We start from the raw sequence: 26,402 nt of genomic DNA on the forward strand, positions 1-26,402 counted from the left end.
ATCCGTGCTGCGCCGTGCCGCTTCGGCATCGGGCCAGACCGGCTGGTGCAATGCGGGGAGGTCGGCGCTCACCGTCGGCGGGGTTCCCGATTCGTGCGGCCGACCACCGGACGCGCCTGCGAGGATGGGCGCCGCCTCGCCCGCCGCGTGCGCACCGCGCATCGCGGCGGCGAGGTTGTCGTGCTCGGCACCGAGCGTGGCCAGCCACTGCACCTGCTCGGCCCGGCGCAGATGCGGCTCCGCGCTCGTGACGAGATCGGTGAAGTACGAAAGATGCGCTCGCCGTGCGGGATCCGCCTCCCCCGACTCGGTGAGCCGATCCCGCGCGTACTGCTTGATCGTGTCGAGCATCCGGTAGCGCGGCGCGGCGGCACCGTCCTCGACAGGGAGCAGCAGCGATTTCTCGGTCAGCGCGGTCAGCAGCTCGAGCACCTCCCACTGCTCGACCACGATGTCCTGCGGGTTTCCGCCCCATTCGGCCGCGCTCGCGCAAACCTGTTCTGCCGCTTCGAGACTCGCGCCGCCGGAGAATATGGCCAGCCTGCGCAGGACCAGGCGCTCGGCGTCGGTGAGCAGTTCCCAGCTCCAGTCGACCACCGCGCGCAGCGTGCGGTGCTGGGGGATCGCGGTGCGGCTGCCGCCGGTCAGCAGGCGGAAACGGTCGTCGAGGCGGTCGGCGAGCTGGTCGAGGGTCATGGTGCGCAGGCGGGCCGCGGCCAGTTCGATCGCCAGCGGGATCCCGTCGAGGGCCCGGCAGACGCGGGCCATGGCCGCCAGGGCGCGGGCGTCGGTGCCGAGGTCCTTGCGTACCGCGCCGGCGCGGTCGCGGAACAGGGCGACGGCCGGGGAGGTCTCGATATCGGCGTCGGTGGCGGGCAGCGCCAGCGGGACGACCTGCCACAGGGCCTCGCCGGTGATGCCGAGCGGTTCGCGGCTGGTCGCGAGGATTCGCAGCCCGCGGCATTCACCCAGCAGCCGATGCGCGAACGCCGCCGCGGACTCGATCACATGCTCGCAGTTGTCCAGGATCAGCAGCGTTTCGCGGTCGCGGACGGCGGCGATGAGCCGGTCGATCGGTTCGGCATCGGGCGCGCCGCCGAGCAGCGCGTCGCGGAGTCCGAGCGACGCCAGTGCCGATTGCGCGATGTCGTTCCCGCGCCCCTGCCCGGCGCCTCCCTCGTCTCCGCTCGCGCCGACGGCGGCCAGTTCCACCAGCCAGGCGCCGTCCGGCAGATCGTCGAGCATGGTCCGTGCGGTCTCGGTGGCCAGCCTGGTTTTCCCGGAGCCGCCGGGACCGGTCAGGGTCGTGAGGCGATGGTCGGCGATGAGTTCGCGCACCACGGCGACATCGGCGTACTTGCCGACGAAGCTGGTCAATTCGGCCCGCAGGTTCGTTCGGCGGTCTTCCTTCCGCGCGCCCACCTCGCCGCGTAGCAGTGCGACATGTAGTTCGGACAGCTCGGGCGAGGGGTCCGCGCCCAGCTCGTCGGCGAGCGCTTCCCGCGTGCGATCGAAGACGACGAGCGCCTCATTGCCGCGTCCCGCCGCGCCGAGCGCGCGCATCAGCGCGGCAACGAGCCGCTCCCGCAACGGATCCCGGGCCACCAGCTCGGTCAGCTCGGAGACCAGCGCCGCGCCCCGGCCGAGACGGATCTCCGCTTCGTAGCGATCCTCCGTCGCGGCCGCGCGCAGGCCCTCGAGACGGGTGATCACCGCGTCGAAGGCCTCGCTGTCCTGCACGCCGACGTCCTGCATGGGCGCGCCGCGCCACAGCTCGAGGGCCTCGCGCAGCAGCTCGGCCCGGTGCCCGTCGGCGCCGCCGCGGGCCTGCTCGAGAAGCTGTTCGAACCGCACGGCGTCGACGGCACCGGGTTCCACCGCGAGCCGGTATCCGCCCGCCTGCCCGTCGAGCGACCCGTCGGGAAGCAGCCGCCGCAGCCGGGACACCAGGGCCTGCAGGGCATTCGCCGCGTCGGCGGGCGGCTTCTCACCCCAGATCCAGTCGACCAGAGTCGATTTCGGGACCGCCCGGCCCGGTTCGAGCGCGAGCGCCACCAACAGCGCCCGCAACCGGACGCCCGGCACCTCGATCGTTCCCCCGTCATCTGCTCGGATATCGAGCGGTCCAAGCATTCCGATCTGCACCGGCCCATTCTGCCGCAGTCCCCTGCCCCCGCACGCCGCCCCCGCACCACTGCCCGGCAGCTCCACCATTTCCGGCGCGCTTTCGGCCGGAATCCACGGTGGCTCCCGGCCCGTGGCTCGTGGTTGTTTATTGCCCGCGTGAACAGGGCGTATATCGGGGCGGTCGGCGTATCAGGTGCGTATCAGGGCCGTATCAGGGCGGGTGGCGACAGTGGTCCTGTGAACAGCGCAGTCAGCGCGGCATCGGAGAGCAAGGAGTAGCCGATGGAACTCGTAGTGGACCGGGAGCGCTGCATCGGCGCCGGTATGTGCGTCATGACCGCGCCCGGCATTTTCGACCAGGACGACGAGGACGGGCGGGTGATCCTGCTGGGTACCGCGCCGGACCGGGAGTCCGAAGTCCGCGAGGCCGTCCAGGTGTGCCCGTCCGGCGCGATCACCTTCGACTCCGGCGATTAGTCCCGGCCGGTAGGCCCCCTATCCCTTACTACAGATCAGGAATTCCCATGACTATCCCTGTCCCGCACGGCCTTCCCGTCGATCGCACCGCGGGCCCCTTCAACCCGCCTCGCGAGATCAGCGCACTGCGCGACGCCCGCCCGGTCAGCCCCCTCGTCTTCCCCGACGGTCACGAGGGCTGGCTGGTCACCGGCTACGACGAGGTCCGCCAGCTCATGGCCGACACCCGGTTCAGCTCCCGCCAGGACATCGGCATCGTCCACTCGGTGGAGGACAACCCGGACATGCCCGTGCAGACCGAGCCGTCGCCGCAGATCCCGGGCCTGTTCGTCGCCATGGACCCGCCGGACCACACCCGGCTGCGGCGCAAGCTGATCGGCGCCTTCACCGTCAAGCGCATGAAGCAGCTCGAGGAGCACATCATCGAGATCACCGAGCGCCAGCTCGACGAGATGGCGAAGCTGACCCCGCCGGTCGATCTGGTCGCCGAGTTCGCGCTGCCGATGCCGTCGCTGGTGATCTGCGAACTGCTCGGGGTGCCGTACGCGGACCGGGCGACCTTCCAGGTCAACTCGGCCAAGTTCCTGGTGCGCGAGCAGTCGCTGGAGGAGAAGATGGGCGCCTACGGCGCGATGACTACCTATCTGGCCGGGCTGGTCGTCGGCAAGCGCGCCGAGCCCGGCGAGGACATCCTGTCCGATCTGGCCCGCGACGAGGACCTCAGCATCGAGGAGCTGACGGGCATCGCGTTCCTGCTGCTGCTCGCGGGCCACGAGACCACCGCCAACATGCTGGGTCTGGGCACCTTCGCGCTGCTGGAGCACCCCGGGCAGCTGGCGGAACTGCGCGCCGACGCGGAGCTGGTGCCCGAGGCCGTCGAGGAGCTGCTGCGCTATCTGTCGGTCGCCGACATCTTCTACCGCTACGCGACCGAGGACATCGAGCTCGGCGGGGAAACGATCGGCAAGGGGTCGACCGTCGTCGTCTCGCTGCTGGCCGCCAACCACGACCCCCGGCGCTTTCACGACCCCGACGTCCTGGATATCCACCGCCGGGCCCGGGGTCTGGTGTCCTTCGGCCACGGCATCCACCAGTGCCTCGGCCAGCAGCTGGCCCGCATCGAGATGCGCGCCGGTTTCGCAGGTCTGGTGCGGCGCTTCCCCACCCTCCGGCTCGCCGTTCCCGCGGACGAGGTGAAGCTCCGGACCGACATGAATATCTATGGCGTGCACGAACTTCCGGTCACCTGGAGCTAGCCGCCCCGATCCACCCACGCGCCTCACGACACCCAATTCACCAGGAGCACAAGCCATGTCCACATTTCCCACCCCGGAGCCGATCGCCCTCAGCGTCGACCTACTCTCCGGTACCGTCACCGTCATCGCCTCCGACCGCACCGACACCGTCGTCGACGTCCGCCCCGCCGACGCGTCCAAGAAGGGCGACGTGCGCGCCGCCGAACAGACCCGCGTCGATTTCCGCGACGGCACCCTGCGCGTAAAAACGGTGAAGGACTGGCGAACTCACACCCCGTTCGGCGGCAACCCGACGATCGAGGTCACCATCGAGGTCCCCACCGGCTCCCGCCTGACAGCCTCCACCGCCGTAGGCACACTGCTGGGCACCGGCCCACTCGGCCAGTGCGACCTCGAGGTCTCCGCCGGAAATATCGTCGTCGAACGCCCACTCGGCGCGGTCACCGCCAAGGTCGCCAAGGGCGACATCCGCATCGGCGAGGCAACCCGCGGCGAACTACACCTGGAAACGGCCGTGGGCGAACTGGAGATCGGCATCAACCCGGCCAGCGCAGTCCGCCTGGAAACCACCGCAACCTCCGGCACCGTACAAAACCGAATGGCCCCCATCACCCACCCCCGAAACACCGGCGACACTGTCCACATCCAAGCCCGAAACTCCTACGGCAACATCATCATCCACCACACCACCCCGGTCTGATGTCCTGCCGTTCTCAGGATCGGGATAGGGTCCACCCGGACCCTATCCCAAATAGGGCTGGCTGCGTTTTTCGATGTAATGCCGAAGCCGGAGTCTGACAGTATCGTGAACCGGAAGATCTTCGAGTTCATCCAACCCGACGAAGCGAACTTCTGTGGATTCGCTACTGACCGCAATCCGCCCACCACAGACGCGCCCATAATAGGCGATATTGAATTCCTGACGTATCTCGCCATCTTCGTATTCGATGATATGTTCAGGATCAGTATAGATGCCGAGTAGTCCGGTGATCTCTATGTCCAGCCCAGTCTCCTCTTTGGTCTCCCGCACCACACACTGCTCGAGAGTTTCACCGATGTCCATCACACCGCCGGGCAGCGACCAATTCCCGGAGTCGCTTCGCCGCTGCATCAGAACAGCACCGTTCTCATCTAACACCAGCGCCGATCCCCCCGGAACCAAGCTGTTCGCCTTCGGCGCGTTCGGGTCCCGGTAGTAGTCACGCCGACTGCTCATCGAATACTCCCTGCCGATACGGTGTAACCGTTCCCCAGATCTGCTCGACCTGATCCGCAAACGACGCAAACATCCCATGCGGAGACAACTCCCGCAAATGCAAGGCAGGATGTTGATAGCCCCTAGCCCGCACAAGATACGGGGTCACGATCATTTGATCATCGAATCGGAAGACCGAGTTGTAGAGATGCACCGAGTGCAGGCCTATCCGGCATCCCGGCGTAGTCGTCAGTGGGCCGAGCATGCTCAGCGCATTACGAACGCGACCCGACAACATTCCTTGCATTTGCTCGAGATCGTCACGTTCGGCAACGTGAGCACAATCAGGATCAGCAAACGCCATACGAACCACTGCACCAGAACGGCATTTAACTCCGATTATCTGCGTGGCATCAGGCAGCAGCTCCAGGACGAACGGGTAGGCATAGCCGATCAGGTCGATCCGATCGGTCGCACCGAGCAGAAGCGATGTCCACAGCCCGTTCGGTATATCCGCCCGATGCCCGTATGCACCGAGCACTTCTGCTGTCGCCGGTGCACCCGCAGTCAAGTCAGGACGTGTCTGCGGCCAGAGATTCTCTTCTGATTCACCCAGCAGTTCCGCAACCGCCGAACGAGTACGGCGATGTGGGACGCGCCCTGCGAGCCACCGATTCACGGTCTTCACGTCGACGCCTACGGCTGCGGCGAGCGTGTCCGAACCCAGCTGCGCCCGCAACATGGCCGACCTCAGGCGCTGACTCATAGCGCCACCATAGAGGACACTTCCGGGACGTTTCCGGGAATTCGAAGTGTCCACCGAGGCGTCCCACACATGGTTCAGGTGTCCAGGCCGCTTGCATAACGTCGAGGTCAGGCACTCGGGACCGATGCGCAGCTATCCCAGTCCCGAGTCGGCTCACCAACGGCTACGAGGGGTCGACATGGAACGCCGCACAAGAATTTTCGAGTTCTCCGGGGGCTTCTTGGAGGTTGAGGACTACGGGGACGACAGGGGCAGGCAGGAACTGGATGACCGAACAACTTCCGAGGCCTCATGAGCTGGCAGATTGGCCTGTTTATCGCGATTGCGCTGCCACTGGCGGTGTTCATGGTCGCGGCGTTCTGGCCTGAGAAGTTGCCGAAGGACCGAACCGTCCAAGCGATCCGGAAGCGGATCGAGCAGGAGGACGCCATGCTGGTTCGTGCCGGAGACCGTGAACAAGGTGTGCGGCTGGCCCGCGCCGCGCTCAACGCCCTACCGCCCGAGAAGCACTCGCTGACACTCCGAATGCTGATGGAGGAGATCGCGGGTCCAGAAGACAACGGTGTGGCGTAGCCGGGTGCGGAAATCGAATGCGACCTCAGTCGCTTCCGGGTGGGACGGCGGGGTAGAAGACGCAGTACATGCGCAACTGGGTGTCGGCGATGATGGTGTGGCGTTCGTGGTTGTCGAGGAGGTACATGGTGCCGGGTTTCAGGGGGTGGGTCTGGTTGTTGTCGCGGTCCAGGAGGGTGCCGGTGCCTTCTATCAGCCAGACTGCCTCGATGTAGTCGGGGTAGTGGAGTGGGGTTTTCGTGCCGGGGGCGACTGTTGTTTCGTGGAGCGAGAATCCGACGTGGTCGTCGGAGAGGATGATTCGTTTCGAGGTCCAGGTTTCGGTGTCGACCTGGCGGTCGGTGCCGGTGATTTCAGCGGTTGTTCTGACGATCATGGTGGGACCCCTTGTCCACGGAGTGCAGGAATTCCAGGAGTTCGTCGATGGCCCGTCGGGCCTCGGGGATGTTCTTCATGATCCAGTTGTGCGGCATCGCGGGATATTCGTGCAGTTCGACGGGCACGCCCGCGATATCGCCGAGTTCCTTGATGCGCCGGGCGTCGGGCAGCAGGATGTCGCGATGGCCGATGAAGACGATGGCCGGGGCGAGTCCGGTCAGGTCGGCGAAGGCGGGGCTGACCTCGGGGTCGTCGAGCGCACGCTCGCCCGCGTACCACCGGCCCGCCTGCTGCAGCCCCGTCACACCGAGTTCCGGGTCGCGGTCGTCGAGGGCGAGCGAGAGCGGGTCGTCGGTGGCGAGATCGATCCACGGGGAGAACAGCGCGAGGGCCGCCGGTTGCGGCTCCCCGCGCTCGCGCAGGTGGCGGGCCAGGGTGAGCGCGAGCGTGCCACCGGCCGAATCCCCGAAGACGATCCGGTCGTGCGGCGCGACATCGCCGGTGACCTCGGCGTAGGCCCGCTCGATCATGGGGATGGTGGCCCGGTGATCGTATTCGGGCGCCAGCGGGTACATCGGCATGGAGTAGGTGCATCCGAGCCGGTCGACCATCCTCGCCGCGAAGTGCCAGTGATGCCGCTCCGGCGCCTCGACGAAGCCGCCACCGTGCATGTGGAAGATGTGCCACGGCGAGGTGGGCCCGCGCGCGGGCGCGAGGGTATAGACGTCGTGGTCGTCGATCACGCGGGCGGTGACGCGGTAGGTCTCGGCGACGCGCCGCGGCGGGCGGGAACGCCCCGGCGCTTGATGCTGCGGCAATCGCTCGCGCATGACGGCCGGTTCGGCGTAGAACCGCTTGTTCCGCTGCCACCGCATCCGCGCGATCACCGCCCGTGCGCGCAACGACGTCACAACCCTCCCTCCGTCCGATGGGGGCCACGGTGTGCGCCTACCCGTTCGCCCGCTCCGCAATCATGAACAGCGCCGATCCAGGGCCATTGCCTGCGACCGCCGGGCCGGATACCCTTCAATATCAGTGAACAGTCGTGCACCAAACTAATCGACTGGAGCGAGGAAATGGGTCGACAGGGAACCGAGGTCTGGTCGGATCTGGCGCGTCGCTGCTCGCGGGCGATGGCCGAGGAGAAGGACTGGGCCGCCGAATTCGCCCGTGAGGTCAAGGCCGCCACCGCGGTTCGGCTCCGGCGGGCGAACCGCTCGGCGCGCCGGGCGGCCGAAGACGTCGAAGGAGAGCTGTACGAGCTGAATCGGGAGATCGCGGCGCTGGCACTGGGCGCCCTGCGCGCGCGGACGGACCGGCGCGGCGGCGGGCGTCGGCGCGCGAGAAGCCGAGTGGCGCAGACCCGTTCCCGCGTCGAGGATGCGGTGTTCGGACGTTTCTGAGGCCCGCTCGCACGACACGCGGACCCCGCCTGCCCGCAGACCTTCGCCGGAGCCGCAACCGCAGCGGTCAGCCGCCTCCGAAATTGTGCACATCCGTGCACCAAACGCCGCGATAAGGCGATCATCCCACGCCTGCGATCAGTGCCCCACGTCACAGCGACGTGCTGTCACAGGGACCGCCCCGGCGGCATCTTGTGGTCGTTCCACACGACGAAACAAGGAGCGATCATGAGCGAGCAGACCACACACGGGCGGGTCGCACTGGTGACCGGGGCGAACAAGGGCATCGGACGCGCGGCGGCCGAACAGCTTGCGGCCCTGGGCATGACGGTGCTGATCGGTGCCCGCGACGCGCGGCGCGGAGCGGAAGCCGCCGCGGGCCGGGGCGCCCGGGGGGGGGGCCCCCCCCCCGGGGCCCGGGGCGGGCCCCCCCCCCCCCCCCCCCCCGGGGCCCCCGCGATGGGTGGGGGGGGGGGGGGGGGCCCCCCCCCCGGGGTCGCCGTGTCCCCCCCCCCCCCCCCGCCCGGCCCCCCGCCCGCCGCGAAATGGATCGAGGAGCGCTTCGGTCACCTCGACGTGCTGATCAACAACGCCGGTATCACCGGCTCGGGGCAGGTCTCCCCCGAGGACACCTACGATCAGCTCCCCAGCACCGTCGACCTCGATATGGTCCGGGCGGTCTTCGAGACCAACGTGTTCGGGGTGATCACGGTGACCAATGCCGTACTGCCGCTGCTGCGCCGCTCCCCGGCGCCGCGCATCGTCAATGTCAGCTCGCACGCCGCCTCGCTGACCGTCGCCGCCGACCCGGAGGGCCCGCTGGCCACGCTGCCCGCATCGGCCGCGTACACACCGTCCAAGTCCGCGCTCACCTCGCTCACCGTGCAGTACGCCAATGAGCTGCGCAAAGACGGGTTCCTCGTCAACGCCGCCTGCCCCGGCTACGTCGACACGGAGATCAACAATCACCAGGGGTTCCTGACGACCGCCCAGGGCGCCGCCATCCTGGTGCGGCTGGCCACACTCGATCAGGACGGGCCGACCGGCGGCATGTTCGCCGAGGAGGGCGCCGTGCCCTGGTGACGAATTCCGGCCGGGTCCACGGCGAGTCAGGGATCGGGGCGGGCGGAGAAGTGCTTTTATGCGTGAATCGGGTATGCCGAGGCACGGACCCGATATCCATGCGGTACAGCACAATCCGAGGAGATCCGATTATGCGTAGACCCCGCTTCACCCACCGTTTGGCTGTGACGGCCGCTGCCGGGCTGGTCATGGCCGGTCTGGCCAGCGGTCCCGCCGCCGCCGATCCGGCGCTGGACTGGACCGGCGCCGTGCAGCAGCTCCGGACGGCCGCCGCGGGCAACCCCGCCGCCGAACAGGCCGTGGACCGGCTCGCCGCCGCGGCACCGGCCGCCGTCGAGGTGGCCCTGCCCGCGCAGCCGTTCCAGATTCCGGCGCAATCCGATATCGGCCGCGGCACCGGGCCCGGCGTCTACGGTTCGGGGGTCGCGCTCGGCCTCGACGGATTCCGGTTCGGGTTCTTCGGTGGGCCGGGCACCATCGCGCCCAATCAGAGCGGCGCGAAACTCGAGGTCGTGTGGATCAATCTCGCCAACGGCCGCAGCGGAACCAATGTGCTCATCGAGCACAACGACGTTCCCGTCGACACCACCATTCGCACCGCCGTCCTGGACCCCGGCCCCGGCCCGGTCGTCGCGGCGGTCTACGGCACGCTGTGGCACCGCTGGTCGGTACCGGTGAGTGACGCGAATCCCGATGGCTACCAGTATCAATTGGGCACCATCTCGGTCCCGTCCTTCGGCGCCGTCTACAACTGATACCTCAGACGTGATGGCGCCCGGCCTTCGGTCGGGCGTCATTCGTGCCGGACCTTGGTCCGGCGCAGCGACCAGTTCACCGAGTCGCGGCGGTTACCCTGTTCCGCGTGGCTTCGAGGTCTATCCGCGCGCGAGGACTCGTCGCATACTGTGCGGCCGCGCTCACCCTCACGATGCTGACGGGAACATCGATCGCCGCCGCCGAAACACCCGGCAGCCCAGGGGAATTGGTGTCGGTGACCGAACTCGCGCCGGAGGCGACGCTGCCCGGATCGGTCGGCGGCAGGCGCCTGGTGCACTGGTCCACGGGGGTGGGTGAGCGGCCCGCGCTGAACAGCGCCGCCGTCCACCTTCCACCCGGTGAGCCGCCCGCGGGCGGATGGCCGATCGTCGTGTGGGCGCACGGCACCATCGGTCTCGCCGATCACTGCGCCTACAGCATCGCGGGACCGATTCTGCGCGAAAGGGATTGGGGCCATCTCGGCGCCTGGCTGCGTCAGGGATACGCGATCATCGCCACCGATTACGTGGGCCTGGGCACGCCCGGCCCGCATCCGAAGGACAACGGCACGGTGGCGGCCCACAGTGTCGTCGACGCCGCGACCGCAGGTGTGCGGGCCCTCCCCGGCGTGCTGTCGAACCGCTGGGTGGTGGCCGGGCAGTCGCAGGGCGGGGCCGCGGCCCTGTGGGCGGCCCGCGAGGCCACCCGCCGCGGCACCGAGACCGACTACCGCGGCGCCGTCGCGACCGGCGTGCCGGGCCTGCTGGAGAACGCGGTGCTGGCGCTGGGGCCGCACGTCCCGCCGGTGCCGATTGCGGCGGATACCACTGCCGTGGCGCTGTATTCCCTGTCCGGCCTGCGAACGTCCTTCCCGCAGTTGGACATCGACTCGTACCTGACCGATGCGGGCCGCTACTGGCTGGGTCGCGCCGAACAGGTCTGCGAGGCCGAGCTGGCCGACGAAGTGTCCGCCGCGCGCGTGGTTCTCGGCGATATGTTCGCAAAACCCTTGGCGGCCTTGCCCGATGCGCCCGAACTGTTGCGAGAGCATATGGGGATCCCGGTCACCGGCTACGACAGGCCCGTATTCATCGGCCAGGGCTTGTTCGACACCCAATCCCCCGCACCCGGAACCCTCGCCGTCGCGGCCCTGATGCGGGAGCACAACCAGCCCGTCACCCTGCGCACCTACCCGGCCGACCACAGCGGCACCCTGCGGGCGTCCCTGCCGGATTCGATTGCGTTCGTCCGCGGGATTCTCCCGCCGGGCGGTCCGTAGGCCGCCACACGGCGGCGGCATCAGTCCGGGCGGTGCCGCTCCACGTAGGCATCGACCTCGGCCAGGTACCCGTCGCGCCGTGACGACGCGATCCACGAGGCGCGGAAGGAGTTTCGCGCCAGCTCCGCCAGGCTGTCGGTGGTGAGGGCGGCCTGCTCGGCCAGCCGCAGGTAGTTGTCCGCGGCGTAGGCGCCGAAGTAGGCGGGGTCGTCGCTGTTCACGGTGACGAGCAGGCCACGCTCCAGCAGGCCGGTGATCTCGGCCGCCTTCATCTGCGTGGTGACGAAGGAATTGGAGACCGGGCAGCAGGTGAATGCGATGCCCCGGGATTCGGCCAGTGCGACGAGCCGGTCGTCCTCGACGATATTGGTGCCGTGGTCGATGCGGTCGACGCCGATATCCTCCAGCGCCTGCCGGATGTGCTCGACGGAGTTCTGCTGATCGATATCGCAGTGCATGGTCAGCAGGAATCCCTCGCGGCGCGCGCGATCGAAGACGGCCGCGAACTTGCTCGGCGGATTGCCGCGCTCGTCGGAATCGAGCCCGACGCCGAGGATCCAGTCCCGATACGGCAGCGCCTCGAGCAGCGTCGCCATCGCGTATTCGGCCGAGTGGTCGCGCAGGAAGCACAGAATCAGCTCGGCGGAGATCCCGAACTCGCGGTGGGCCCGCACGATCGCCGAGCGATACCCGCCGATCACGGTGCCGAAGGGCACGCCGCGGCCGGTGTGGGCCTGCGGATCGAAGAACATCTCCACGTGCCGCACGCCCTGGGCGCGGGCGCGCCGCAGGTACTCGTAGGCCAGGTCGTGAAAGTCCTCCGCCTGCTGCAGCACCCGCATGGCCGGGTAGTAGACCTGCAGGAACGAGGTGAGGTCGTGGAAGTCGTAGGTCTGCCGCACCTCCTCCACCGTGCGCTCCGGCAGTTCGATGCCATTGCGACGGGCCAGCCGGAACTTCAGCTCCGGTTCCAGCGTGCCCTCCAGGTGCAGGTGCAGTTCCGCCTTGGGCAGGCCGCGCACGAACTCCGCGAGATCAGTCGGCATGCCGTCCATGATCGCCCACCCTCGGGCGATTCGTCACACATCCCGCGCCACGTAGGACGAGACCTGTCCTATATCCAGGTCAGGATGGGTTCATGACCGAACTCTCGCCGCGCACCTTGAACCGGACCCTGCTGACCCGGCAGATGCTGGCCGAACGAGCCTCGATACCCGCGGTCGATCTCGTCCGGCATCTGGTGGCCGTGCAGGGGCAGGAGCCGAACTGGCCGTACGTCGGGCTGTGGACGCGGCTCGCGGGGTTCCGGCACGGGGATCTGGAATCGCTGCTGCGGGACCGGAAGGTGGTGCGCTCCACCATGATTCGCCGGACCGTTCATCTGTCCACCGCCGCGGACTTCCGCTGGCTGCATCCGACGATGCAGCCGTTCGTCGAGCCGATGCTGCGGGCGCCCTACTTCCACGACGAGATCGCGGGCATGGATCTCGGCGAACTCGCCGCGGCCGGGCGGGAACTGCTGACCGGGAGCACACCGACCCGGCGCGAACTGGGCCGATTGCTGGCCGAGCGGTTTCCGCGGCGGCATCCGGGGCGCCTCGCACAGTCGGTCGGGTTGCTGATTCCGCTTGTGCACGTGGGAGATTCGGCCGATTGGGGCGGGTGGCGCACCCGCTACGTCTCGGTCGCCCTGGCCGAGGAGTGGCTCGGCGAGCCGATGGAATCCCGGCCGCGGCCGGAGACGATGGTGCTGCGCTATCTCGCGGCGTTCGGCCCGGCCAGCGTCGCCGACATGCAGGCATGGGCGGGCGTCACCCGCCTGGCCGAGGTGGTCGAGGGCCTGCGCCCGCGGCTGCGCGCGTTCCGCGGCGACTCGGGCCGGGAGCTGTTCGACCTCCCGGACGCACCGCTCGCCGATCCGGACCTGCCGATGCCGGTGCGGTTCCTGCCCGCCTTCGACAACGCGCTGCTCGGCCACAGGGACCGCCGCCGCGTCATCAGCGACGAGGACCGCCACCGGATCGCCAAGGAGGCGTCGGCCGGTGTACCGATGTATCTGGTCGACGGATTCGTCCACGGCCGTTGGGATTTGGCAGGGTCGACGCTGCGGATCACACCGTGGCATCCATTGTCGGCAGACGACGAGACCGCGGTGCTGGCCGAGGCCGAGCGGCTGCTGCCGTTCGTAGTGCCGGAAGGGGGAACGATTGCGCTGCAACGGGTTTGAGCCGACCGCATGGTTCAGCCCTGCGACAGCTCCTCGGCGGACTCGTGCCCCGCGGTACCCGTGCGGCGCAGGAAGTCGGCGATCACCTCGAGTTCGGCCTCGGTGTAGCGGTCGCACAGCTCGTCCATGCGGGTATTCATGCCCGAGAAGACTTGATACAGAGCCGAATTCCGCTCCCGCACCGGGCGCACGGTGACCGCGCGGCGGTCGGCCGAATCCGGATCGCGCTCGCGGACGATCCAGCCGCCCTTCTGCAGCCGGTCCAGAATTCCGGTCAGGGTGGCCGGGTGCAGCCCTGCGCGGCGGGCGAGCGCGGTCGGCGTCATCGGCCCGTGCCGGTTGACGAGATCCAGGCAGGTCCAGTCGATATCACGGAGTTCGACGCGGCCGCCGAACCGCCGATTGAGCAGCGCCAGCTGAATGTTCAGGTCGCGCAGCGCTTCCTTGACGGCAACCGTCAGCTGCCGCCGCTGCCGCGCCGTCGCCTGATCCGCTCCCGCAGCCATTCGGCACTACTCCCGTCGTTTATTTGGTTCTCGTACTATATCGCGGGAGCCCACCCTGCCGGGCACCCGGGCGAGCCCGTGACCTGCGCGACATGGCGGGCGAGGGTCGACCTTATCTACTGTTTACGTACGTAGATAGTAGATGCTCAACGGTGAGCAGAAAGAGGCGAGTCCCATGCCACGACTTCCCCGCACAGCCCTCACCCTCGCCGCGATCGCCACGATGACCGTGGGAGGTCTGGGCCTCGGCACCGGGCTCGCCGAGGCGGACGCCCGGACCTCGGCCGTCCGGCCCGCCGGAGGTTGCCTCTGGGACGGCGCCGCGCACGCCACGGGATCGACCGTCGTCGCGGGCGGCCGCGGCTATGTCTGCGGCACAGACGATCTCGGCCCCTACTGGTTCGGTGGACCCGCGACCGACGGCCCCGACACCGTCGCGGTACCCGGCTCCCGCACCGATCCCGCGGGCCGATTCAGCCCCGGCGCCCGGCAGCCCGGCACCAGCTACAACGACTACTGCGTCGGCAGCCAGCTGATCCCCGGCACCGACGACGTCTACCAGGTCGTCCGCGCACGCGACGGCAGACCGTTCTGGAAGGCCGCCGAACCGATCTCCCAATGGCGCTTCGACTCCACCTCTCCCCGCCCGGAACCCACCTGGCGCACCCCCGCCTCCTGCTACGAAAACCTCCTCCTCTGACCATCGCGCGTTCTCGCACCCCTTGCACGTTCCCGCACCCTCTCCAGGGACCTGTAGGGGGTGCGGGGTCATGGAAATGGTGCGGGAAGGGGCGGTCGTGTCGGGGCGGGGGCGGTGGCAACCGTGGGGTGGACCTTTTGGAGCGTTGCGAGCAGACCGGGACGTGCGAAGGGCGGGATGGCGTCTTGCGGCGAGAGTTGTTGTAGGACAGCGTTGTTGCTGTTCGGCGGGATATTCGCGCGCGGCGCGGTCGCTGCGGTGGGCGGTACGGGGGAGCCCCGGAATCGGGAAATCCGCTCCGATTGCTCCGGGTGTGCCCGAGATGCATCGCAATTGGCGCCCCGCTAGTTTCGTTGGGGACGTTTTGACCGGAACCGGCCATCCGGTTCGCCTAGCAGTACTGCCTGATGGAGGAAACACCGTGCGCATCCTGCTGGTCGCCAGCGCATTCAACAGCCTCACGCAGCGGGTTCACACCGAACTGCGGGACCGGGGACACCGGGTCGGCGTCGAGTTGGCGCTGGGCGACGATCTGCTGCGCGCGCGGGTGGCCCAGTTCGCACCGGACCTGATCCTCGCCCCGATGCTCACCACCGCGATTCCGGAGGACATCTGGTCCGCGCACACCGTGCTGATCGTGCATCCCGGGCCGAAGGGCGACCGCGGGCCGTCCTCCCTGGACTGGGCCATCAGCGAGGGCGCCGAGGAGTGGGGCGTCACGGTGCTGCAGGCGGTCGCCGAGATGGACGCGGGCCCGATCTGGGCCTCCGAACCCTTCGCGGTCGCGCCGCACGGCAAGAGCCAGCTGTACCGCAACGAGGTCTCCGATGCGGCCGTGCGCGCGGTGTTGCTGGCGGTCGAGCGCTTCGCCGACGGCGGGTTCACCCCCGAGCCGCTCGATTACGACCGGCCCGACGTGCGCGGGCGGCTGCGCCCGTACCACGCCCAGCAGTACCGCCGCATCGACTGGTCCGCCGACGACACCGCCACCGTGCTGCGCAAGCTCCGCGCCGCCGACTCCCAGCCCGGCGTGCTGGACGAGCTGTTCGGGCGGGAGTTCTTCCTACACGGCGGACACAACGAGGACCGGCTGCGCGGCTTCCCGGGCACGATCGTCGCCACCCGCGACGGCGCGATCTGCCGGGCCACGGTCGACGGCGCGGTGTGGCTGCCGCAGCTGCGGCCGCGCCGCACCCCCGGCGGCCCCGCGACGTTCAAGCGCCCCGCCACCGACGCGCTCGGGCCCGACCTGCTCGCCGGTGTTCCGGAGGTCGGGGTCACACCGTTCGAGGCGGCCTCCCGCGACACCTGGTCGGAACTGCGCTACCGCGAGCACGGCGAGGTCGGCTACCTGGAATTCGCCTTCGCGGGCGGCGCGATGAGCACCGACCAGTGCCGTCGCCTGCTGGCCGCCTACCGGCAGGCGTGCGAGCGGCCGGTGGACGTGCTGGTGCTCGGGCCGGACCGCGACTTCTTCTCCAACGGCATCCACCTGAACGTGATCGAGGCGGCCGACGACCCAGCCGAGGAGTCCTGGCACAACATCAACGCGATGAACGACCTGGTCGAGGCCATTCTGACCACCACCGACAAGCTGGTGATCGCCGCGGTGGCCGGTAATGCCGCCGCCGGCGGCGTGATGCTGGCCCTGGCCGCCGACGAGGTCTGGTGCCGGGAGTCGGCGGTGCTGAATCCGCACTACCGGCTGATGGGCCTGCACGGGTCGGAGTACTGGACCTACACGCTGCCCCGCCGGGTCGGCGCCGAGCAGGCCGACCGCCTGACCCGCGAGACGATGCCGGTCGGCGCCCGCGCGGCGGGCCGCATCGGCCTGGTGGACCGGGTCGTGCCCGGCGGCGCGGCCGAGTTCTGGGATCGGGTGCGCGAGGACGCCGAAGTCCTGGCCGCGGCGCCGGAGCTGGCGGACCGGCTGGTCGCGAAGAAGCAGCGCCGCGCCGCGGACGAGGCGGCCAAGCCGCTGGCTGCCTACCGGGATTACGAACTGGCGCAAATGCGCCAGAACTTCTACGGAGAGCATGAGCCGTACCATCGGCTCCGGCGAAACTTCGTGCACAAGGTGCGTCCGCAGGTCACCCCGACCCACCTGCTCGCTTGAGTCGACGCCCCGGCGCTGCGAAGCTTTCACATTGCAATCCCCAAGATCCACGCCATTGAACTATCGTCCGGTAACGGATTGATTACCGCTTTTGCCCCATGGAGTACGCAGTGCTGGAGCTCGACCATTTCAACCATGGCTTGTTGACCCCGATCCTGGCCTATCTCATGTCTTTCATCGGCTCCGTGCTCGGCCTCCGCTGCGCCGTCCATGCCCGCTCGTCCCGATGGCCCGGTGGCTGGCTGGTCGCTGCGGCGGTCGCGCTGGGCGGCTGCGGTATCTGGGTCATGCACTTCACCGCCATGCTCGGCTTCTCCATCCAGGGCATGACGCTGCGTTACGACGTGCCGCTCACGCTGCTCAGCGCGGCCATCGCGATCGTGGTGGTGTGGATCGGGCTGTCCATCGTGGTGCGGGTGCGGCGCGAGGTCCTGGCGCTGCCGGTCGGCGGCGCCATCACCGGCGTCGGCGTGGCGGCCATGCACTACCTGGGCATGTCGGCGATGCACGTGGGGGCGCACGTCGAATACAACCTGACGCTGGTCGGGCTGTCGGTGGTGATCGCGGTGGTCGCGGCGACGGCGGCCCTGTGGTTCATGCTGCACGTGCACGGTTTCGGGGCGACGCTCGGCGCGGCGGTGATCATGGGCCTGGCGGTGTGCGGCATGCACTACACGGGCATGGCGGCCATGAGCGCCCACCACGGCAATCACGGCGCGGTGACCGAGGGCGTCGAGCCGGTGCAGCTGCTCACCCCGCTGATCATGACCGTCACCCTGATCACGATGATGCTGATCGTGCTGGTCGGCCTGGCCGAGGTCGACGCGCCGTCGCGGCGCGACTCCGATGACGACGACGAGGAGGCGCTCGCCGACAGCGGCCGCAGCTGGCCGCGCCTGGACCCGTACTCCGACGCGCCGCGCCAGCCCGCGCCCCCGCAGCAGTCCGTCCCGACGGCGGTCAGCCTGCGGGCCGCCAGCCGCGCCGCGGATCAGCCGGGCCGCCCGGCGCGGTAGCCGGGATCCCGCGCCCGGCACCGGATCTCGTGACGATCGGCCCGGTGTGAACGGGCGCGGCGGGCTGTGCTGGAATCACAGTGCACGCGTGATGGACAGCGACAACGAAGGTCACTCGTAATGGGCAAAGTGTGGCGCCGCAGGCAGCCGGACGACGACTACGGCCTGCTGGTGACCGTGGCAACGGTCTTCGACGAGGTCACCGCCGCCGACGTGCGGCAGCTGCTGCGCGAGCACGGCATCCGATCCACGCAGGCCCCGACGGGCCGCCCCCGCCACCGCATGCGCATCCTGGTCTTCCCCGAGGACGCCGGCCGCGCCTACGACGTCCTCTTCCTCCACACCACCTGAGCACCCCCGGCGCACACCGCACCCCTACCCTGCGCACGCCAACGCGCTACCCCGCCGCACCCACGTCACCACGCCGCACTGCTACCCGGCACACGTCCTCGCGCGATCCCGGCACATACGCCGCACCGCACATTGCCGCACCCCACGTCACTGCGCCGCACATCGCTCGCCGCGCTGCTACCCCGGTGCACGCGCCCGTTTACTCCGGCGCGCCCAACAATCATTTCCGGCATGCTTTTGGCCGGAATCTCTTCGCGCACAGGCGGACTCATCCTCGGTGCGAGTTCCGGCCCAATTCCGCGAGCCGTCGTAGGACGGGGAGGGCGGACGACAGGGCGTGGCGCTCCTCGGGTGAGAGGTCGGCGACCAGAGGGCGCAGGTGCTCGACGCGGTCGGCGCGCCGCGCCGCGCCGATGCGCCGACCCGCCTCGGTGATATCCACCAGTGCGGCGCGCCGATCGGTGGGATCCGGGCGGCGTTCCACCAGGCCGTCGCGTTCCAGCCGCCCGATGAGCTGGGTCAGCCCCGGCTGGGTGATCTGCTCGGTCCGCACCAGATCCGACAGCCGCATGGGACCGCCGGTGGCGAGGGTGTCCAGCACCGACAGCGTGGTGAACGACAGCCGCTCCAGACTGGGCAACCGTATGTAGAAGCGGTTGAAGTCCTCGAGCGCGGTCGCGAACTCGTCCGCATCCAGATCGTCGGTGGTCTCGTCCATGCCCCGAAATATATCCGATATTTATATAAGCTCCTTATGTACACTCCCTGTCGAACCCTCGATTCACAGCGGGAGCCGACGATGAGCCGACACACGAGCGCCACCCATACCTCCGAACCTCGACCTTTTCCATTGCAGCCCAACCCGGTTCACGTCACCGACGAGGTGCTCGACGACCTGCGGCAGCGCCTGGCGCTGACCCGCTGGCCCGACGACGCGGGCAACGAGGACTGGTACTACGGCGTGAACCGGGCGTATCTGCAGGGCCTCGTCGACTACTGGCGCACCGGATTCGACTGGCGCGCCGCCGAGGCGCGGATCAACGCCTACCCGCACTACCGGGTCGAGGTCGAGGGCGTGCCGATCCATTTCATGCGCCGCCCCGGCGCCGGTCCGAATCCCACACCCCTGATCCTCACGCACGGCTGGCCGTGGACGTTCTGGCACTGGTCGAAGGTGGTGGATCCGCTCGCCGATCCGCAGGCCTACGGCGGCGATCCGGCCGACGCGTTCGACGTGATCGTCCCGTCGTTTCCCGGATTCGGCTTCTCCACTCCCCTGCCGAACCACCCGGACATGAACTTCTGGAAGGTCGCCGACCTGTGGCACGTGCTCATGACGCGGACGCTGGGCCACGCGACCTACGCCGCGGCGGGGTGCGATGTCGGCGCGCTGGCCACCGGGCAGCTGGGCCACAAGTACGCCGACGAGTTGTACGGCATCCACATCGGCTCGGGCCTGAAGCTGGATCTGTTCAACGGCGATCGAGCGTGGGATTACAGTGGCGGGCAACCGATTCCGCAGGGCCTGCCCGCCGCGGTCCACGATCGGATCCTCGAATTCGACCGCCGCTTCGCCGTCCATCTGGCCGCGCACATGCTCGACTCCAGCACGCTGGCCGTCGGGCTGTCGGACTCGCCAGCGGGGATGCTCGCGTGGATCCTGCGGCGCTGGAAATCCTGGAGCAGCAACGGCGGTGACCTGGAAAGCGTCTTCAGCGCCGACGAACTACTCACGCACGCAACGATTTTCTGGGTCACGAACTCGATCGGGACCTCGATCCGCACCTACGCCAACAACAATCGCTATCCGTGGACTCCGTCGCACGATCGGTGGCCCGTGATCGAGGCGCCCACCGGAATCACCTTCGTCGGCCACGAGAATCCGCCCGGTGTCACGACCGACGGTCGCGTCGAGCACTTCCTGGCCGGTGATCGCGCGGCCTGGTACAACCTGGTCAATCCGACGGCGCACGATCGCGGTGGCCATTTCATTCCGTGGGAGCTACCCGGCGAGTGGGTCGACGATCTGCGCCGGACCTTCCGCGGGCGGCGGTAACCACGATCAGAAGCGACGAGCGCCGCTGACCGGCATCTCCGACATGTCCGACATCACCACGCCCGTGCTGTCGGTTCCGGCGTGAATCACCTTGCCGTCGCCGGCGTACAGCGCGGAGTGACCGCCGCCGTAGAACGAGACCATGTCGCCGGGCTCGAGTTCGTCGATCCCGACCGGGGTGCCGGTCGAGAGCTGGCCCTGGCTGGTGCGGGGCAGGTCGACACCGGCCTGCCCGTAGGACCACTGCACCAGGCCCGAGCAGTCGAAGGCATCGGGGCCCGCCGAGCCGTATCCGTACGCGGCGCCGAGCTTCGATTCGGCGGCCTCGACCGCGAGTTCGCCGCGGCTCTTCTCGGGTGCCGACGGAGCGGGGGCGTTATCGGATTGCGGGGCGGACGGAATTCCGGGCGCGGACGGAATTCCGGGCACGGAGAGCATCGACCGGATATCTACACCCGGGAGGGCCGACTGCAGACCGTCGATAATCCCGGTCACCGCCGAATTCGGCTCGGGCGCGCTGTTCGGGGCGGCGGGCTCCACGGCAGTCTCGGGAGACGCGGCGGCATCGGCATTCGGAATGGAAATCATGAGTCCGGGAATTTCCGCTGGCGTCTGCACCTCGATCGATCCGATTCCCGGAATGGACACCGGCTCCGCCGATGCCTGTCCCGTGGTCAACAGCATGGCCCCCAGCGCACCCAGTGCAACTGCCGCGGCCGCCAGCACCCACCAGAGCATCCGCCGCAGATAGCGGATATATCGGACTTCGTCGGTTCCAGTCATGATGCGGTCCTCCGATCCTCTCATCGAGACCGAGCACTAACCAAACCAGCAGATCCGAGGTGCCATGATTCGCCCGCCACAATACGAATGCAAGGAAATAAGTGGGAATTAACGATAACAAGGCGATAAACAATCGAAAACCAACGGATCTCGAAAAAATGCCCCGCATCGGATTGTTTTTCCGATGCGGGGCATTTCGATTCGAGCTCAGGCGGTGATCTGCTGCTCGATCTCCGCCGCCATCGTGCGCAATTTCGCGGCGAATTCGCGAGCCGCGTCGGGATCTCCAGTGGAGCCCTTGACCACTCGGCGGGTCAGCGCGGCCAGCCGGGATTCGACCGTGCTGAACAGGTCCACCGGCGGTTCGGCGCGCTCCTCGGACACCTCGCCGCGCGCCCAGGCCCGCAATCGCTGCACCGCCTGCTCGGAGTCGAAGTGTTCGGGCAGCACCGCCACGGCCTCCCGGAGCTTGCCCGCGGTGATCTTGACATCCTCGGCCGCGAGCGTGGCGTAGACGGTGACCGCGGCCTGCTCGCCGTGCGAGGCCGCCACCGGCAGCAGCTCCCGGATCTGGCCCTCGTTGATGCCCGGCGCCAGCGGATGCAGCTTGTCGGCCAGCGGCCAGGCCCGAATCAGCTTGTGGGCGTACGAGCGCTGCATATCCCACCGCTGCTCGACATAGTCGTCGAAGGTCGCGTATCCGCTGCGGTACAGCCGCCCGTCGCGCACGATCTGCAGGGCGCGACCGGCCGCCCAGAACGCCAGGCGCAGCGTGCCGATCGAATTCTCGCAGGCCGAGAGCTGGGCCTGCTCGCCGTCGCTGAGCGGTCCGTCGCCCGCGGCCGGAAGCGGCATGCTCAGCACGTTCGCGGTCGGGTCCGGCGCCGGGCCCGCGGAGGGCACCACGGACAGATTCCGTTCCGACCGCCGCCATTCGGCGTCGCGCAGCGGCGAGACGGGCGGGGTGTGCTCGGCGGTGTCGGCCAGCGGATTGACGGCGACGGCCGTATTACCGACGGATTTTCCGCCGATCATGGATTTCCTGCGCTGCGGAGGCATCAGGCCGGCACCCCCAGCGCGACGCGGTACGGGCTGACCAGTTCGTCGCCCACGCGCCGATACTCGCCCAGATCGTGCAGTGGATTCTCCGCGCCCTCGCCGACTTCCCCATCGGCGGCTTCGCGGTACCACTTCCACGCGCTCACATAGGATTCGAAGACCTCGTACCCCGCGTCCTCCAATTGGCCGCGCTGGGTCCGATATTCGGTGGAGACGTTGACGCCCTTCTTCATCGTTACCGGAACCTTCGTCATCAGCACCCGGACCCGGATTTCGCGTGCCGCATCGGCGGCCGCCTCCTCGGCGGCCTTGTATGTGCTGGGCACTCGTTTCACCTCCGAGGGACTCACGCTCGTCAACAGCACGAGCTCGTCGGTCGAGGGAATCGCGGCCTTGAAGATATCCGCCGATTCGCCTCCGGCATCCACGATGATCACGTCGTAGTCGGCGGCATTGTCGGCGATGCAATCGTCGACGTGCCGGGACGGGAATGCGATCAGCGTGAAGGGCAGATCTATTTCTCCCTTCTGCAGCCGCCGATACCAGGAATATCCGGTCTGGCTCAGCGGGTCGGCATCGATGACCAGCACCCGCAACCCGAGTTCGGTCGCGAAGTAACCGGCGATGAAAAAGGCGGAGGTGGTTTTCCCGACGCCGCCTTTCAGATTCCCCAGTGTGACCACCAAGGGTTTAGGCAGATCCAGTGATGCAGCAGAATTCGTCACGGACGGTCCTCCTTGGATGAGGAGAGCAACACTGTGCGCCGCCCAGTCTTACACGAATGTAGTTCGACTCCGCAGATTTTCCGCCCAACGCGGGGTGTGTCCAATTGGACACGGTCTCGCCCGGCCGCAGCGCCCTACCCGGCGACCACAACCTGCCGCACCCCTTGCATGTTCTCGCACCCCTTGCAGGGTCCTGTAGGGGGTGCGAGAACACGCAAGGGGTGCGTGGAGGTTGGGTGCCCGCGCGGTTGGTCAAGGAGGTTGACTATGGTGGCGGCGGGGAGTCCGGTTTAAAGTGGTGGCGTGCATCGAGTCTTCAAGTCCACTCCGCCCCCTGCCGCCTGAGCGGGGTGGTTCACGAACCGGGCGGTTACGCACCGCACGGCTGTCCCGTGATACCGGGTCGTCGTAGCCCTCGACCACGTCCCGACATATGCCGGACGCCGGTAGCCACCGACTACGTCCCGGTCTGCGCCGGATCGTTGTAGTCACAGACCACGTCCCGGCGTGCACCGAATCGGTGTCGACGCCGACTGCGCTCGACGTGCACCGGATCGGTGTCGACGCCGACTGCGCTCGGCGTGCACCGGATCGGTGTCGACACTGACTGCGCTCGGCGTACGCCGGATTGTTGTCGACGCTGACTGCGTTCGGTGTGTGCCGGATCGGTGTAGACGCCGGGCTCGGTCCGGTATGCACCGGATCGCCGCAGACGCTCAGCGCGGTTCGACGCGCACGCGATCGCCGCAGCCACAGGCCGCCGTCCGGCATACGCCGGGTCGTCGCACACGCAGAACGCGGTCCGGTATGTGCCCGATCGTCGCGGACGCTGGACGCGTCCCGGGCGTGCGGCCGAACGTCGCGGATGCTCAGCGCGGCCCGGCGTGCCGGATGGTCGTAGGCGCTGGCTGGGGTCCGGTTCGGGTCCGATCGTGGTACCGGCATCGACTGCAACTGCCCCGCGTCGTCGTTTCCTTTTCCTTCGACGCAGGAGCATTACATCCAATGTCTGTGGACATCGTCGCGTCCGCGCGCGACCGATCCGCGGCGGCCTTGATCGCCGCCGGAATCCTCTGGGGCACCGGCGGTCTCGCCGGAAGCCTGCTCGCCGACCAGGCGCAGCTGCATCCGCTGTCCGTCGCGGCCTACCGGCTGCTGCTCGGCGGTGGCCTCGCGGTGGCGCTGCTCGCCGTCTGCGGCGGACTGCGCGGGCTGCCGCGCACCCGGGCCGCGGCCGGGCGGATCCTGCTGACCGGCGGCCTGCTCGGATTCTTCCAGGGCAGTTATTTCGTTGCCGTGCATTATATTTCGGTCAGCATCGCGACGATGGTGACGATCGGCATGCTGCCCGTCTTCGTCGCCCTCGGCGCGGCGGCACGCGACCGGCACCGGCCGAGCGCGACGACGCTGCTCTCGATCGGCGTCGCGGTGACCGGCCTGGTCCTGCTCACCTGGTCGCCGACCGGCGGGACGAGCGGCTGGCGACTGGCGGCCGGTCTGACGTTCGCACTGCTCGCCGCGGCCGGGTTCGCAATCCTGACACTGATCACCACCACACCGGTGCCCGGCCTGGATCCCTTGCGCACCACCGCGTTCGGGATGCTCACCGGCGGCCTGCTGCTCACCCCGGCGGCGCTGGCGTTCGGCATGGCGCTGCCCATGCGGCCCGCGGTGCTGCTCACCGCGGCCTACCTCGGCAGCGCCCCGACGGCCGTCGCCTACACCGCCTACTTCCGCGGATTGCGCACGGCCGCACCGGTTTTCGCCGCCCTGGCCGCACTCCTCGAACCGCTCACCGCGGCCCTGCTGGCGGCGCTGCTGCTCGGCGACCGCCTCGGCATCGCAGGCTGGTGCGGCGCGGCCCTGCTGATCACCGCCCTGGCGATCAACACCCGCCGCTGACCCCACCAGGTCGCGACATCCCGTGCGCAAACAGCCCCCGCGCACTACCCGCCCGCGAGCGAGCGCTCCCCCTCATTTCGGAGCGCTCGCTCGTCCGGCGTACACACCCACCGCCCGGCGCGGGCACCCCATCTCCACGCAAGGGGTGCGGGAAGTTGTGCCCCGAACGACCTCGCGGCGCGATTTACGGCACCGGGGACGACTCCGTCGGCTCCCCTCCCCTGGCCAGCAGCGAGTGGCTGCGGCTGTAGGCGAGGTAGATGACCAGGCCGAGCGCGAACCACACCGCGAAGCGGGCCCAGGTCTCGGGCTGCAGGTAGGTGATCAGCCAGATCGAGAATCCGATGCCGATCAGCGGCACGAGCGGCATGAGCGGGGCGCGGAAGGTGCGCGGCAGATCGGGCTGCCGGTAGCGCAGCACGATCACCGCGGCGCACACCACCACGAACGCCAGCAGGATGCCGATGTTGGTGAGCTCGGCGGCCTCCCCGATCGGCAGGAACCCGGCGATCAGCGCGGAGATGACGCCCGCGACCCAGGTGATGCGGGTGGGCACATGGCGGGTCGGGTGGGTCTTGGCGAACCACTGGGGCAGCAGGCCGTCCCGGCTCATCGAGAACCAGATGCGGGTGACGCCGAGCATGAACGTGAACAGCACGGTCATGATGCCGACGATCGCACCGGCCGCGATCAGGCTGCCCAGGCCCGGCAGCCCGACGGATTCGAACGCCGAGGACAGGCCGCTCTTCGGATTGATCTCGGTGTATTTCTGCATGCCGGTCAGCACCAGGCAGACCAGCACGTACAGCACCATCGAGATCGCCAGCGAGATCAGAATCGCCTTGGGCAGATGGCGTTTGGCGTCCACCGACTCCTCGGCCGCCGTCGACATGGCGTCGTAGCCGAACACCGCGAAGAACACCGTCGACGCGCCGGTCACCGCGCCGCCGAAGCCGAACGGGAAGTACGGGCTGTAGTTGCCGTTCTTGATGTAGAAGGCACCGGCGACGATCACGATCAGCACCACCACGACCTTGATGCCGACCACGACGGTCTCGAACCGCGCCGCCGCCTTGATGCCCCGGGTGAGCAGGAACGCGATCAGCAGGCACAGCAGCGCCGCGAACAGGTCCACCTTGTGCCCGGCGCCGGTGCCGGGCGCCCCGAGCATCCATACCGGCAGCGTGATGTCCAGCTGCTCCAGCAGGAACGAGATGTACCCGGAGATGCCGATGGCGACGACCGCCACGATGGCGGTGTACTCGAGCAGCAGATCCCAGCCGATGAACCAGCCGACCGGCTCGCCGAGCACCGCGAAACCGTAGGTGTAGGCGGATCCGGCCTTCGGGATCAGGCCCGCGAACTCGGCATAGGACAGCGCTGCCGCGGCGCTGGCGATACCGGCGATGAGGAACGAGATCAGCACGGCGGGACCGGCCTTCTCGTTGGCAACGGCCCCGGCGAGGGAGAAGATGCCCGCGCCGATGATGCCGCCGACGCCGATGGCGGTCAGCTGCCACAGGCCCAGGGCCCGCTGCAGGCCGCCGGAGGGTTCTTCGTCGATCAGCTCGATGGGTTTGCGGCGGAAGATCTCCCGCATCGCTGGACTAGCTGGCATGTGGTTGCTCCTTGCACTACCTGATTCGGGGCAGTGTAAATGTGAGCGGT

General features: G+C 68.6%; 27 protein-coding genes. 15 read left to right on the forward strand and 12 right to left on the reverse strand.

Annotated elements, in window-relative coordinates; genetic code table 11:
- On the reverse strand, positions 1-2,145 hold a 2,145-nt coding region (locus tag QH290_RS08290), incomplete at its 3' end, for an AfsR/SARP family transcriptional regulator (RefSeq protein ID WP_280382456.1).
- Between the two features lie 264 nt (positions 2,146-2,409).
- Here QH290_RS08290 and QH290_RS08295 point away from each other — a divergent pair.
- The 3 genes from QH290_RS08295 to QH290_RS08305 are packed head-to-tail and all read left to right on the forward strand — an operon-like array spanning position 2,410 to position 4,560.
- A complete protein-coding gene (locus QH290_RS08295) occupies positions 2,410-2,604 on the forward strand; it encodes a ferredoxin (protein ID WP_280268144.1) in 195 nt (64 codons plus the stop codon).
- Between the two features lie 47 nt (positions 2,605-2,651).
- Complete coding sequence (locus QH290_RS08300; RefSeq protein ID WP_425301822.1) at positions 2,652-3,860, forward strand: cytochrome P450; 1,209 nt, start codon at positions 2,652-2,654, stop codon at positions 3,858-3,860.
- A 55-nt stretch (positions 3,861-3,915) separates the two neighbouring features.
- Complete coding sequence (locus QH290_RS08305) at positions 3,916-4,560, forward strand: DUF4097 family beta strand repeat-containing protein (protein ID WP_280382457.1); 645 nt, start codon at positions 3,916-3,918, stop codon at positions 4,558-4,560.
- Positions 4,561-4,602: 42 nt separating this feature from the next.
- Here QH290_RS08305 and QH290_RS08310 read toward each other — a convergent pair whose 3' ends face one another.
- Both QH290_RS08310 and QH290_RS08315 read right to left on the reverse strand, forming a co-directional pair.
- Positions 4,603-5,076: an NUDIX hydrolase gene (locus QH290_RS08310; protein WP_280382458.1), complete on the reverse strand. Its 474-nt coding sequence runs from the start codon at positions 5,074-5,076 to the stop codon at positions 4,603-4,605.
- Entirely contained in the window at positions 5,060-5,821 is a 762-nt protein-coding gene (locus QH290_RS08315; protein WP_280382459.1) for a helix-turn-helix transcriptional regulator, read from the reverse strand. Before QH290_RS08315 ends, QH290_RS08310 begins: the two co-directional genes overlap by 17 nt.
- Positions 5,822-6,112: 291 nt before the next feature.
- On the opposite strand from QH290_RS08315, the gene QH290_RS08320 reads away from it, so the two are divergent.
- Positions 6,113-6,394 carry a hypothetical protein gene (locus QH290_RS08320; protein WP_280382460.1) on the forward strand — a complete coding sequence of 94 codons (282 nt, stop codon included), beginning with the start codon at positions 6,113-6,115 and terminating at the stop codon, positions 6,392-6,394.
- Positions 6,395-6,419: 25 nt separating this feature from the next.
- On the opposite strand, the gene QH290_RS08325 is transcribed toward QH290_RS08320, so the two are convergent.
- Positions 6,420-6,770: an ectoine synthase gene (locus tag QH290_RS08325; RefSeq protein WP_280268138.1), complete on the reverse strand. Its 351-nt coding sequence runs from the start codon at positions 6,768-6,770 to the stop codon at positions 6,420-6,422.
- Positions 6,748-7,683: an alpha/beta hydrolase gene (locus QH290_RS08330; protein WP_280382461.1), complete on the reverse strand. Its 936-nt coding sequence runs from the start codon at positions 7,681-7,683 to the stop codon at positions 6,748-6,750. The genes QH290_RS08325 and QH290_RS08330 overlap by 23 nt, the downstream gene beginning before the upstream one ends.
- A 165-nt stretch (positions 7,684-7,848) precedes the next feature.
- Here QH290_RS08330 and QH290_RS08335 point away from each other — a divergent pair, with 165 nt between their 5' ends.
- The 4 genes from QH290_RS08335 (at position 7,849) to QH290_RS08350 (ending at position 11,293) form a co-directional block, all read left to right on the forward strand.
- Entirely contained in the window at positions 7,849-8,175 is a 327-nt protein-coding gene (locus QH290_RS08335) for a hypothetical protein (protein ID WP_280382462.1), read from the forward strand.
- A 228-nt stretch (positions 8,176-8,403) separates the two neighbouring features.
- The gene (locus QH290_RS08340; RefSeq protein ID WP_280382463.1) at positions 8,404-9,258 is read left to right on the forward strand and encodes an SDR family NAD(P)-dependent oxidoreductase; all 855 of its coding nucleotides are present in this window, start codon (positions 8,404-8,406) and stop codon (positions 9,256-9,258) included.
- A gap of 131 nt (positions 9,259-9,389) precedes the next feature.
- A complete protein-coding gene (locus QH290_RS08345; protein WP_280268134.1) occupies positions 9,390-10,013 on the forward strand; it encodes a hypothetical protein in 624 nt (207 codons plus the stop codon).
- Positions 10,014-10,186: 173 nt separating this feature from the next.
- Complete coding sequence (locus QH290_RS08350; RefSeq protein ID WP_425303572.1) at positions 10,187-11,293, forward strand: alpha/beta hydrolase family protein; 1,107 nt, start codon at positions 10,187-10,189, stop codon at positions 11,291-11,293.
- A 20-nt stretch (positions 11,294-11,313) separates the two neighbouring features.
- Here the strand turns inward: QH290_RS08350 and add are convergent, their stop codons facing one another.
- Positions 11,314-12,339: an adenosine deaminase gene (add, locus tag QH290_RS08355; protein ID WP_280268132.1), complete on the reverse strand. Its 1,026-nt coding sequence runs from the start codon at positions 12,337-12,339 to the stop codon at positions 11,314-11,316.
- A 92-nt stretch (positions 12,340-12,431) separates the two neighbouring features.
- Between add and QH290_RS08360 the strand changes: the two genes are divergently transcribed.
- Complete coding sequence (locus QH290_RS08360) at positions 12,432-13,520, forward strand: winged helix DNA-binding domain-containing protein (protein ID WP_280382465.1); 1,089 nt, start codon at positions 12,432-12,434, stop codon at positions 13,518-13,520.
- 14 nt (positions 13,521-13,534) lie between these two features.
- Here the strand turns inward: QH290_RS08360 and QH290_RS08365 are convergent, their stop codons facing one another.
- Positions 13,535-14,026, reverse strand: coding sequence for a MarR family transcriptional regulator (locus QH290_RS08365; protein ID WP_280268130.1), 492 nt, complete (start codon positions 14,024-14,026; stop codon positions 13,535-13,537).
- Between the two features lie 175 nt (positions 14,027-14,201).
- On the opposite strand from QH290_RS08365, the gene QH290_RS08370 reads away from it, so the two are divergent.
- From QH290_RS08370 to QH290_RS08385, 4 genes are all read left to right on the forward strand, one after another.
- Positions 14,202-14,726 carry a hypothetical protein gene (locus tag QH290_RS08370; protein ID WP_280382466.1) on the forward strand — a complete coding sequence of 175 codons (525 nt, stop codon included), beginning with the start codon at positions 14,202-14,204 and terminating at the stop codon, positions 14,724-14,726.
- A gap of 421 nt (positions 14,727-15,147) precedes the next feature.
- Complete coding sequence (locus QH290_RS08375; protein WP_280268128.1) at positions 15,148-16,842, forward strand: hydrogenase maturation protein; 1,695 nt, start codon at positions 15,148-15,150, stop codon at positions 16,840-16,842.
- Positions 16,843-16,952: 110 nt separating this feature from the next.
- Complete coding sequence (locus QH290_RS08380) at positions 16,953-17,858, forward strand: MHYT domain-containing protein (protein ID WP_342213275.1); 906 nt, start codon at positions 16,953-16,955, stop codon at positions 17,856-17,858.
- 120 nt (positions 17,859-17,978) lie between these two features.
- The gene (locus QH290_RS08385) at positions 17,979-18,209 is read left to right on the forward strand and encodes a hypothetical protein (protein WP_280382467.1); all 231 of its coding nucleotides are present in this window, start codon (positions 17,979-17,981) and stop codon (positions 18,207-18,209) included.
- Between the two features lie 268 nt (positions 18,210-18,477).
- On the opposite strand, the gene QH290_RS08390 is transcribed toward QH290_RS08385, so the two are convergent.
- Positions 18,478-18,927 carry a MarR family winged helix-turn-helix transcriptional regulator gene (locus tag QH290_RS08390; protein ID WP_280382468.1) on the reverse strand — a complete coding sequence of 150 codons (450 nt, stop codon included), beginning with the start codon at positions 18,925-18,927 and terminating at the stop codon, positions 18,478-18,480.
- A gap of 81 nt (positions 18,928-19,008) precedes the next feature.
- Here QH290_RS08390 and QH290_RS08395 point away from each other — a divergent pair, with 81 nt between their 5' ends.
- Complete coding sequence (locus QH290_RS08395; protein WP_280382469.1) at positions 19,009-20,265, forward strand: epoxide hydrolase family protein; 1,257 nt, start codon at positions 19,009-19,011, stop codon at positions 20,263-20,265.
- Positions 20,266-20,271: 6 nt separating this feature from the next.
- Here the strand turns inward: QH290_RS08395 and QH290_RS08400 are convergent, their stop codons facing one another.
- The 3 genes from QH290_RS08400 to QH290_RS08410 all read right to left on the reverse strand — a co-directional run bounded on the left by QH290_RS08400 (position 20,272) and on the right by QH290_RS08410 (position 22,832).
- Complete coding sequence (locus QH290_RS08400; RefSeq protein ID WP_280382470.1) at positions 20,272-21,048, reverse strand: C40 family peptidase; 777 nt, start codon at positions 21,046-21,048, stop codon at positions 20,272-20,274.
- A 207-nt stretch (positions 21,049-21,255) separates the two neighbouring features.
- Complete coding sequence (locus tag QH290_RS08405) at positions 21,256-22,107, reverse strand: hypothetical protein (protein WP_280382471.1); 852 nt, start codon at positions 22,105-22,107, stop codon at positions 21,256-21,258.
- Complete coding sequence (locus QH290_RS08410) at positions 22,107-22,832, reverse strand: ParA family protein (protein ID WP_280382472.1); 726 nt, start codon at positions 22,830-22,832, stop codon at positions 22,107-22,109. Before QH290_RS08410 ends, QH290_RS08405 begins: the two co-directional genes overlap by 1 nt.
- 1,005 nt (positions 22,833-23,837) lie before the next feature.
- On the opposite strand from QH290_RS08410, the gene QH290_RS08415 reads away from it, so the two are divergent.
- Positions 23,838-24,734 carry a DMT family transporter gene (locus tag QH290_RS08415; RefSeq protein ID WP_280382473.1) on the forward strand — a complete coding sequence of 299 codons (897 nt, stop codon included), beginning with the start codon at positions 23,838-23,840 and terminating at the stop codon, positions 24,732-24,734.
- 184 nt (positions 24,735-24,918) lie between these two features.
- On the opposite strand, the gene QH290_RS08420 is transcribed toward QH290_RS08415, so the two are convergent.
- Positions 24,919-26,352, reverse strand: a complete 1,434-nt coding sequence (locus QH290_RS08420) for an amino acid permease (protein WP_280268120.1) — start codon at positions 26,350-26,352, stop codon at positions 24,919-24,921.
- Positions 26,353-26,402 lie beyond the last annotated feature (50 nt).

Source organism: Nocardia wallacei (assembly GCF_029869545.1).
Taxonomy (GTDB): Bacteria; Actinomycetota; Actinomycetes; order Mycobacteriales; family Mycobacteriaceae; genus Nocardia; species Nocardia wallacei_A.

What these genes read in the sequence shown, in the direction of transcription:
- QH290_RS08350 (WP_425303572.1), top strand. Translation starts at nt 10,187, where the DNA reads ATGCTGACGGGAACATCGATCGCCGCCGCCGAAACACCCGGCAGCCCA.
- QH290_RS08305 (WP_280382457.1), top strand. Translation starts at nt 3,916, where the DNA reads ATGTCCACATTTCCCACCCCGGAGCCGATCGCCCTCAGCGTCGACCTA.
- QH290_RS08370 (WP_280382466.1), top strand. Translation starts at nt 14,202, where the DNA reads ATGCCACGACTTCCCCGCACAGCCCTCACCCTCGCCGCGATCGCCACG.
- QH290_RS08310 (WP_280382458.1), bottom strand. Translation starts at nt 5,076, where the DNA reads ATGAGCAGTCGGCGTGACTACTACCGGGACCCGAACGCGCCGAAGGCG.
- QH290_RS08325 (WP_280268138.1), bottom strand. Translation starts at nt 6,770, where the DNA reads ATGATCGTCAGAACAACCGCTGAAATCACCGGCACCGACCGCCAGGTC.
- QH290_RS08300 (WP_425301822.1), top strand. Translation starts at nt 2,652, where the DNA reads ATGACTATCCCTGTCCCGCACGGCCTTCCCGTCGATCGCACCGCGGGC.
- add (WP_280268132.1), bottom strand. Translation starts at nt 12,339, where the DNA reads ATGCCGACTGATCTCGCGGAGTTCGTGCGCGGCCTGCCCAAGGCGGAA.
- QH290_RS08295 (WP_280268144.1), top strand. Translation starts at nt 2,410, where the DNA reads ATGGAACTCGTAGTGGACCGGGAGCGCTGCATCGGCGCCGGTATGTGC.
- QH290_RS08420 (WP_280268120.1), bottom strand. Translation starts at nt 26,352, where the DNA reads ATGCCAGCTAGTCCAGCGATGCGGGAGATCTTCCGCCGCAAACCCATC.
- QH290_RS08395 (WP_280382469.1), top strand. Translation starts at nt 19,009, where the DNA reads ATGAGCCGACACACGAGCGCCACCCATACCTCCGAACCTCGACCTTTT.
- QH290_RS08400 (WP_280382470.1), bottom strand. Translation starts at nt 21,048, where the DNA reads ATGACTGGAACCGACGAAGTCCGATATATCCGCTATCTGCGGCGGATG.
- QH290_RS08335 (WP_280382462.1), top strand. Translation starts at nt 7,849, where the DNA reads ATGGGTCGACAGGGAACCGAGGTCTGGTCGGATCTGGCGCGTCGCTGC.
- QH290_RS08315 (WP_280382459.1), bottom strand. Translation starts at nt 5,821, where the DNA reads ATGAGTCAGCGCCTGAGGTCGGCCATGTTGCGGGCGCAGCTGGGTTCG.
- QH290_RS08360 (WP_280382465.1), top strand. Translation starts at nt 12,432, where the DNA reads ATGACCGAACTCTCGCCGCGCACCTTGAACCGGACCCTGCTGACCCGG.
- QH290_RS08345 (WP_280268134.1), top strand. Translation starts at nt 9,390, where the DNA reads ATGCGTAGACCCCGCTTCACCCACCGTTTGGCTGTGACGGCCGCTGCC.
- QH290_RS08340 (WP_280382463.1), top strand. Translation starts at nt 8,404, where the DNA reads ATGAGCGAGCAGACCACACACGGGCGGGTCGCACTGGTGACCGGGGCG.
- QH290_RS08415 (WP_280382473.1), top strand. Translation starts at nt 23,838, where the DNA reads ATGTCTGTGGACATCGTCGCGTCCGCGCGCGACCGATCCGCGGCGGCC.
- QH290_RS08385 (WP_280382467.1), top strand. Translation starts at nt 17,979, where the DNA reads ATGGGCAAAGTGTGGCGCCGCAGGCAGCCGGACGACGACTACGGCCTG.
- QH290_RS08405 (WP_280382471.1), bottom strand. Translation starts at nt 22,107, where the DNA reads ATGCCTCCGCAGCGCAGGAAATCCATGATCGGCGGAAAATCCGTCGGT.
- QH290_RS08365 (WP_280268130.1), bottom strand. Translation starts at nt 14,026, where the DNA reads ATGGCTGCGGGAGCGGATCAGGCGACGGCGCGGCAGCGGCGGCAGCTG.
- QH290_RS08320 (WP_280382460.1), top strand. Translation starts at nt 6,113, where the DNA reads ATGAGCTGGCAGATTGGCCTGTTTATCGCGATTGCGCTGCCACTGGCG.
- QH290_RS08390 (WP_280382468.1), bottom strand. Translation starts at nt 18,927, where the DNA reads ATGGACGAGACCACCGACGATCTGGATGCGGACGAGTTCGCGACCGCG.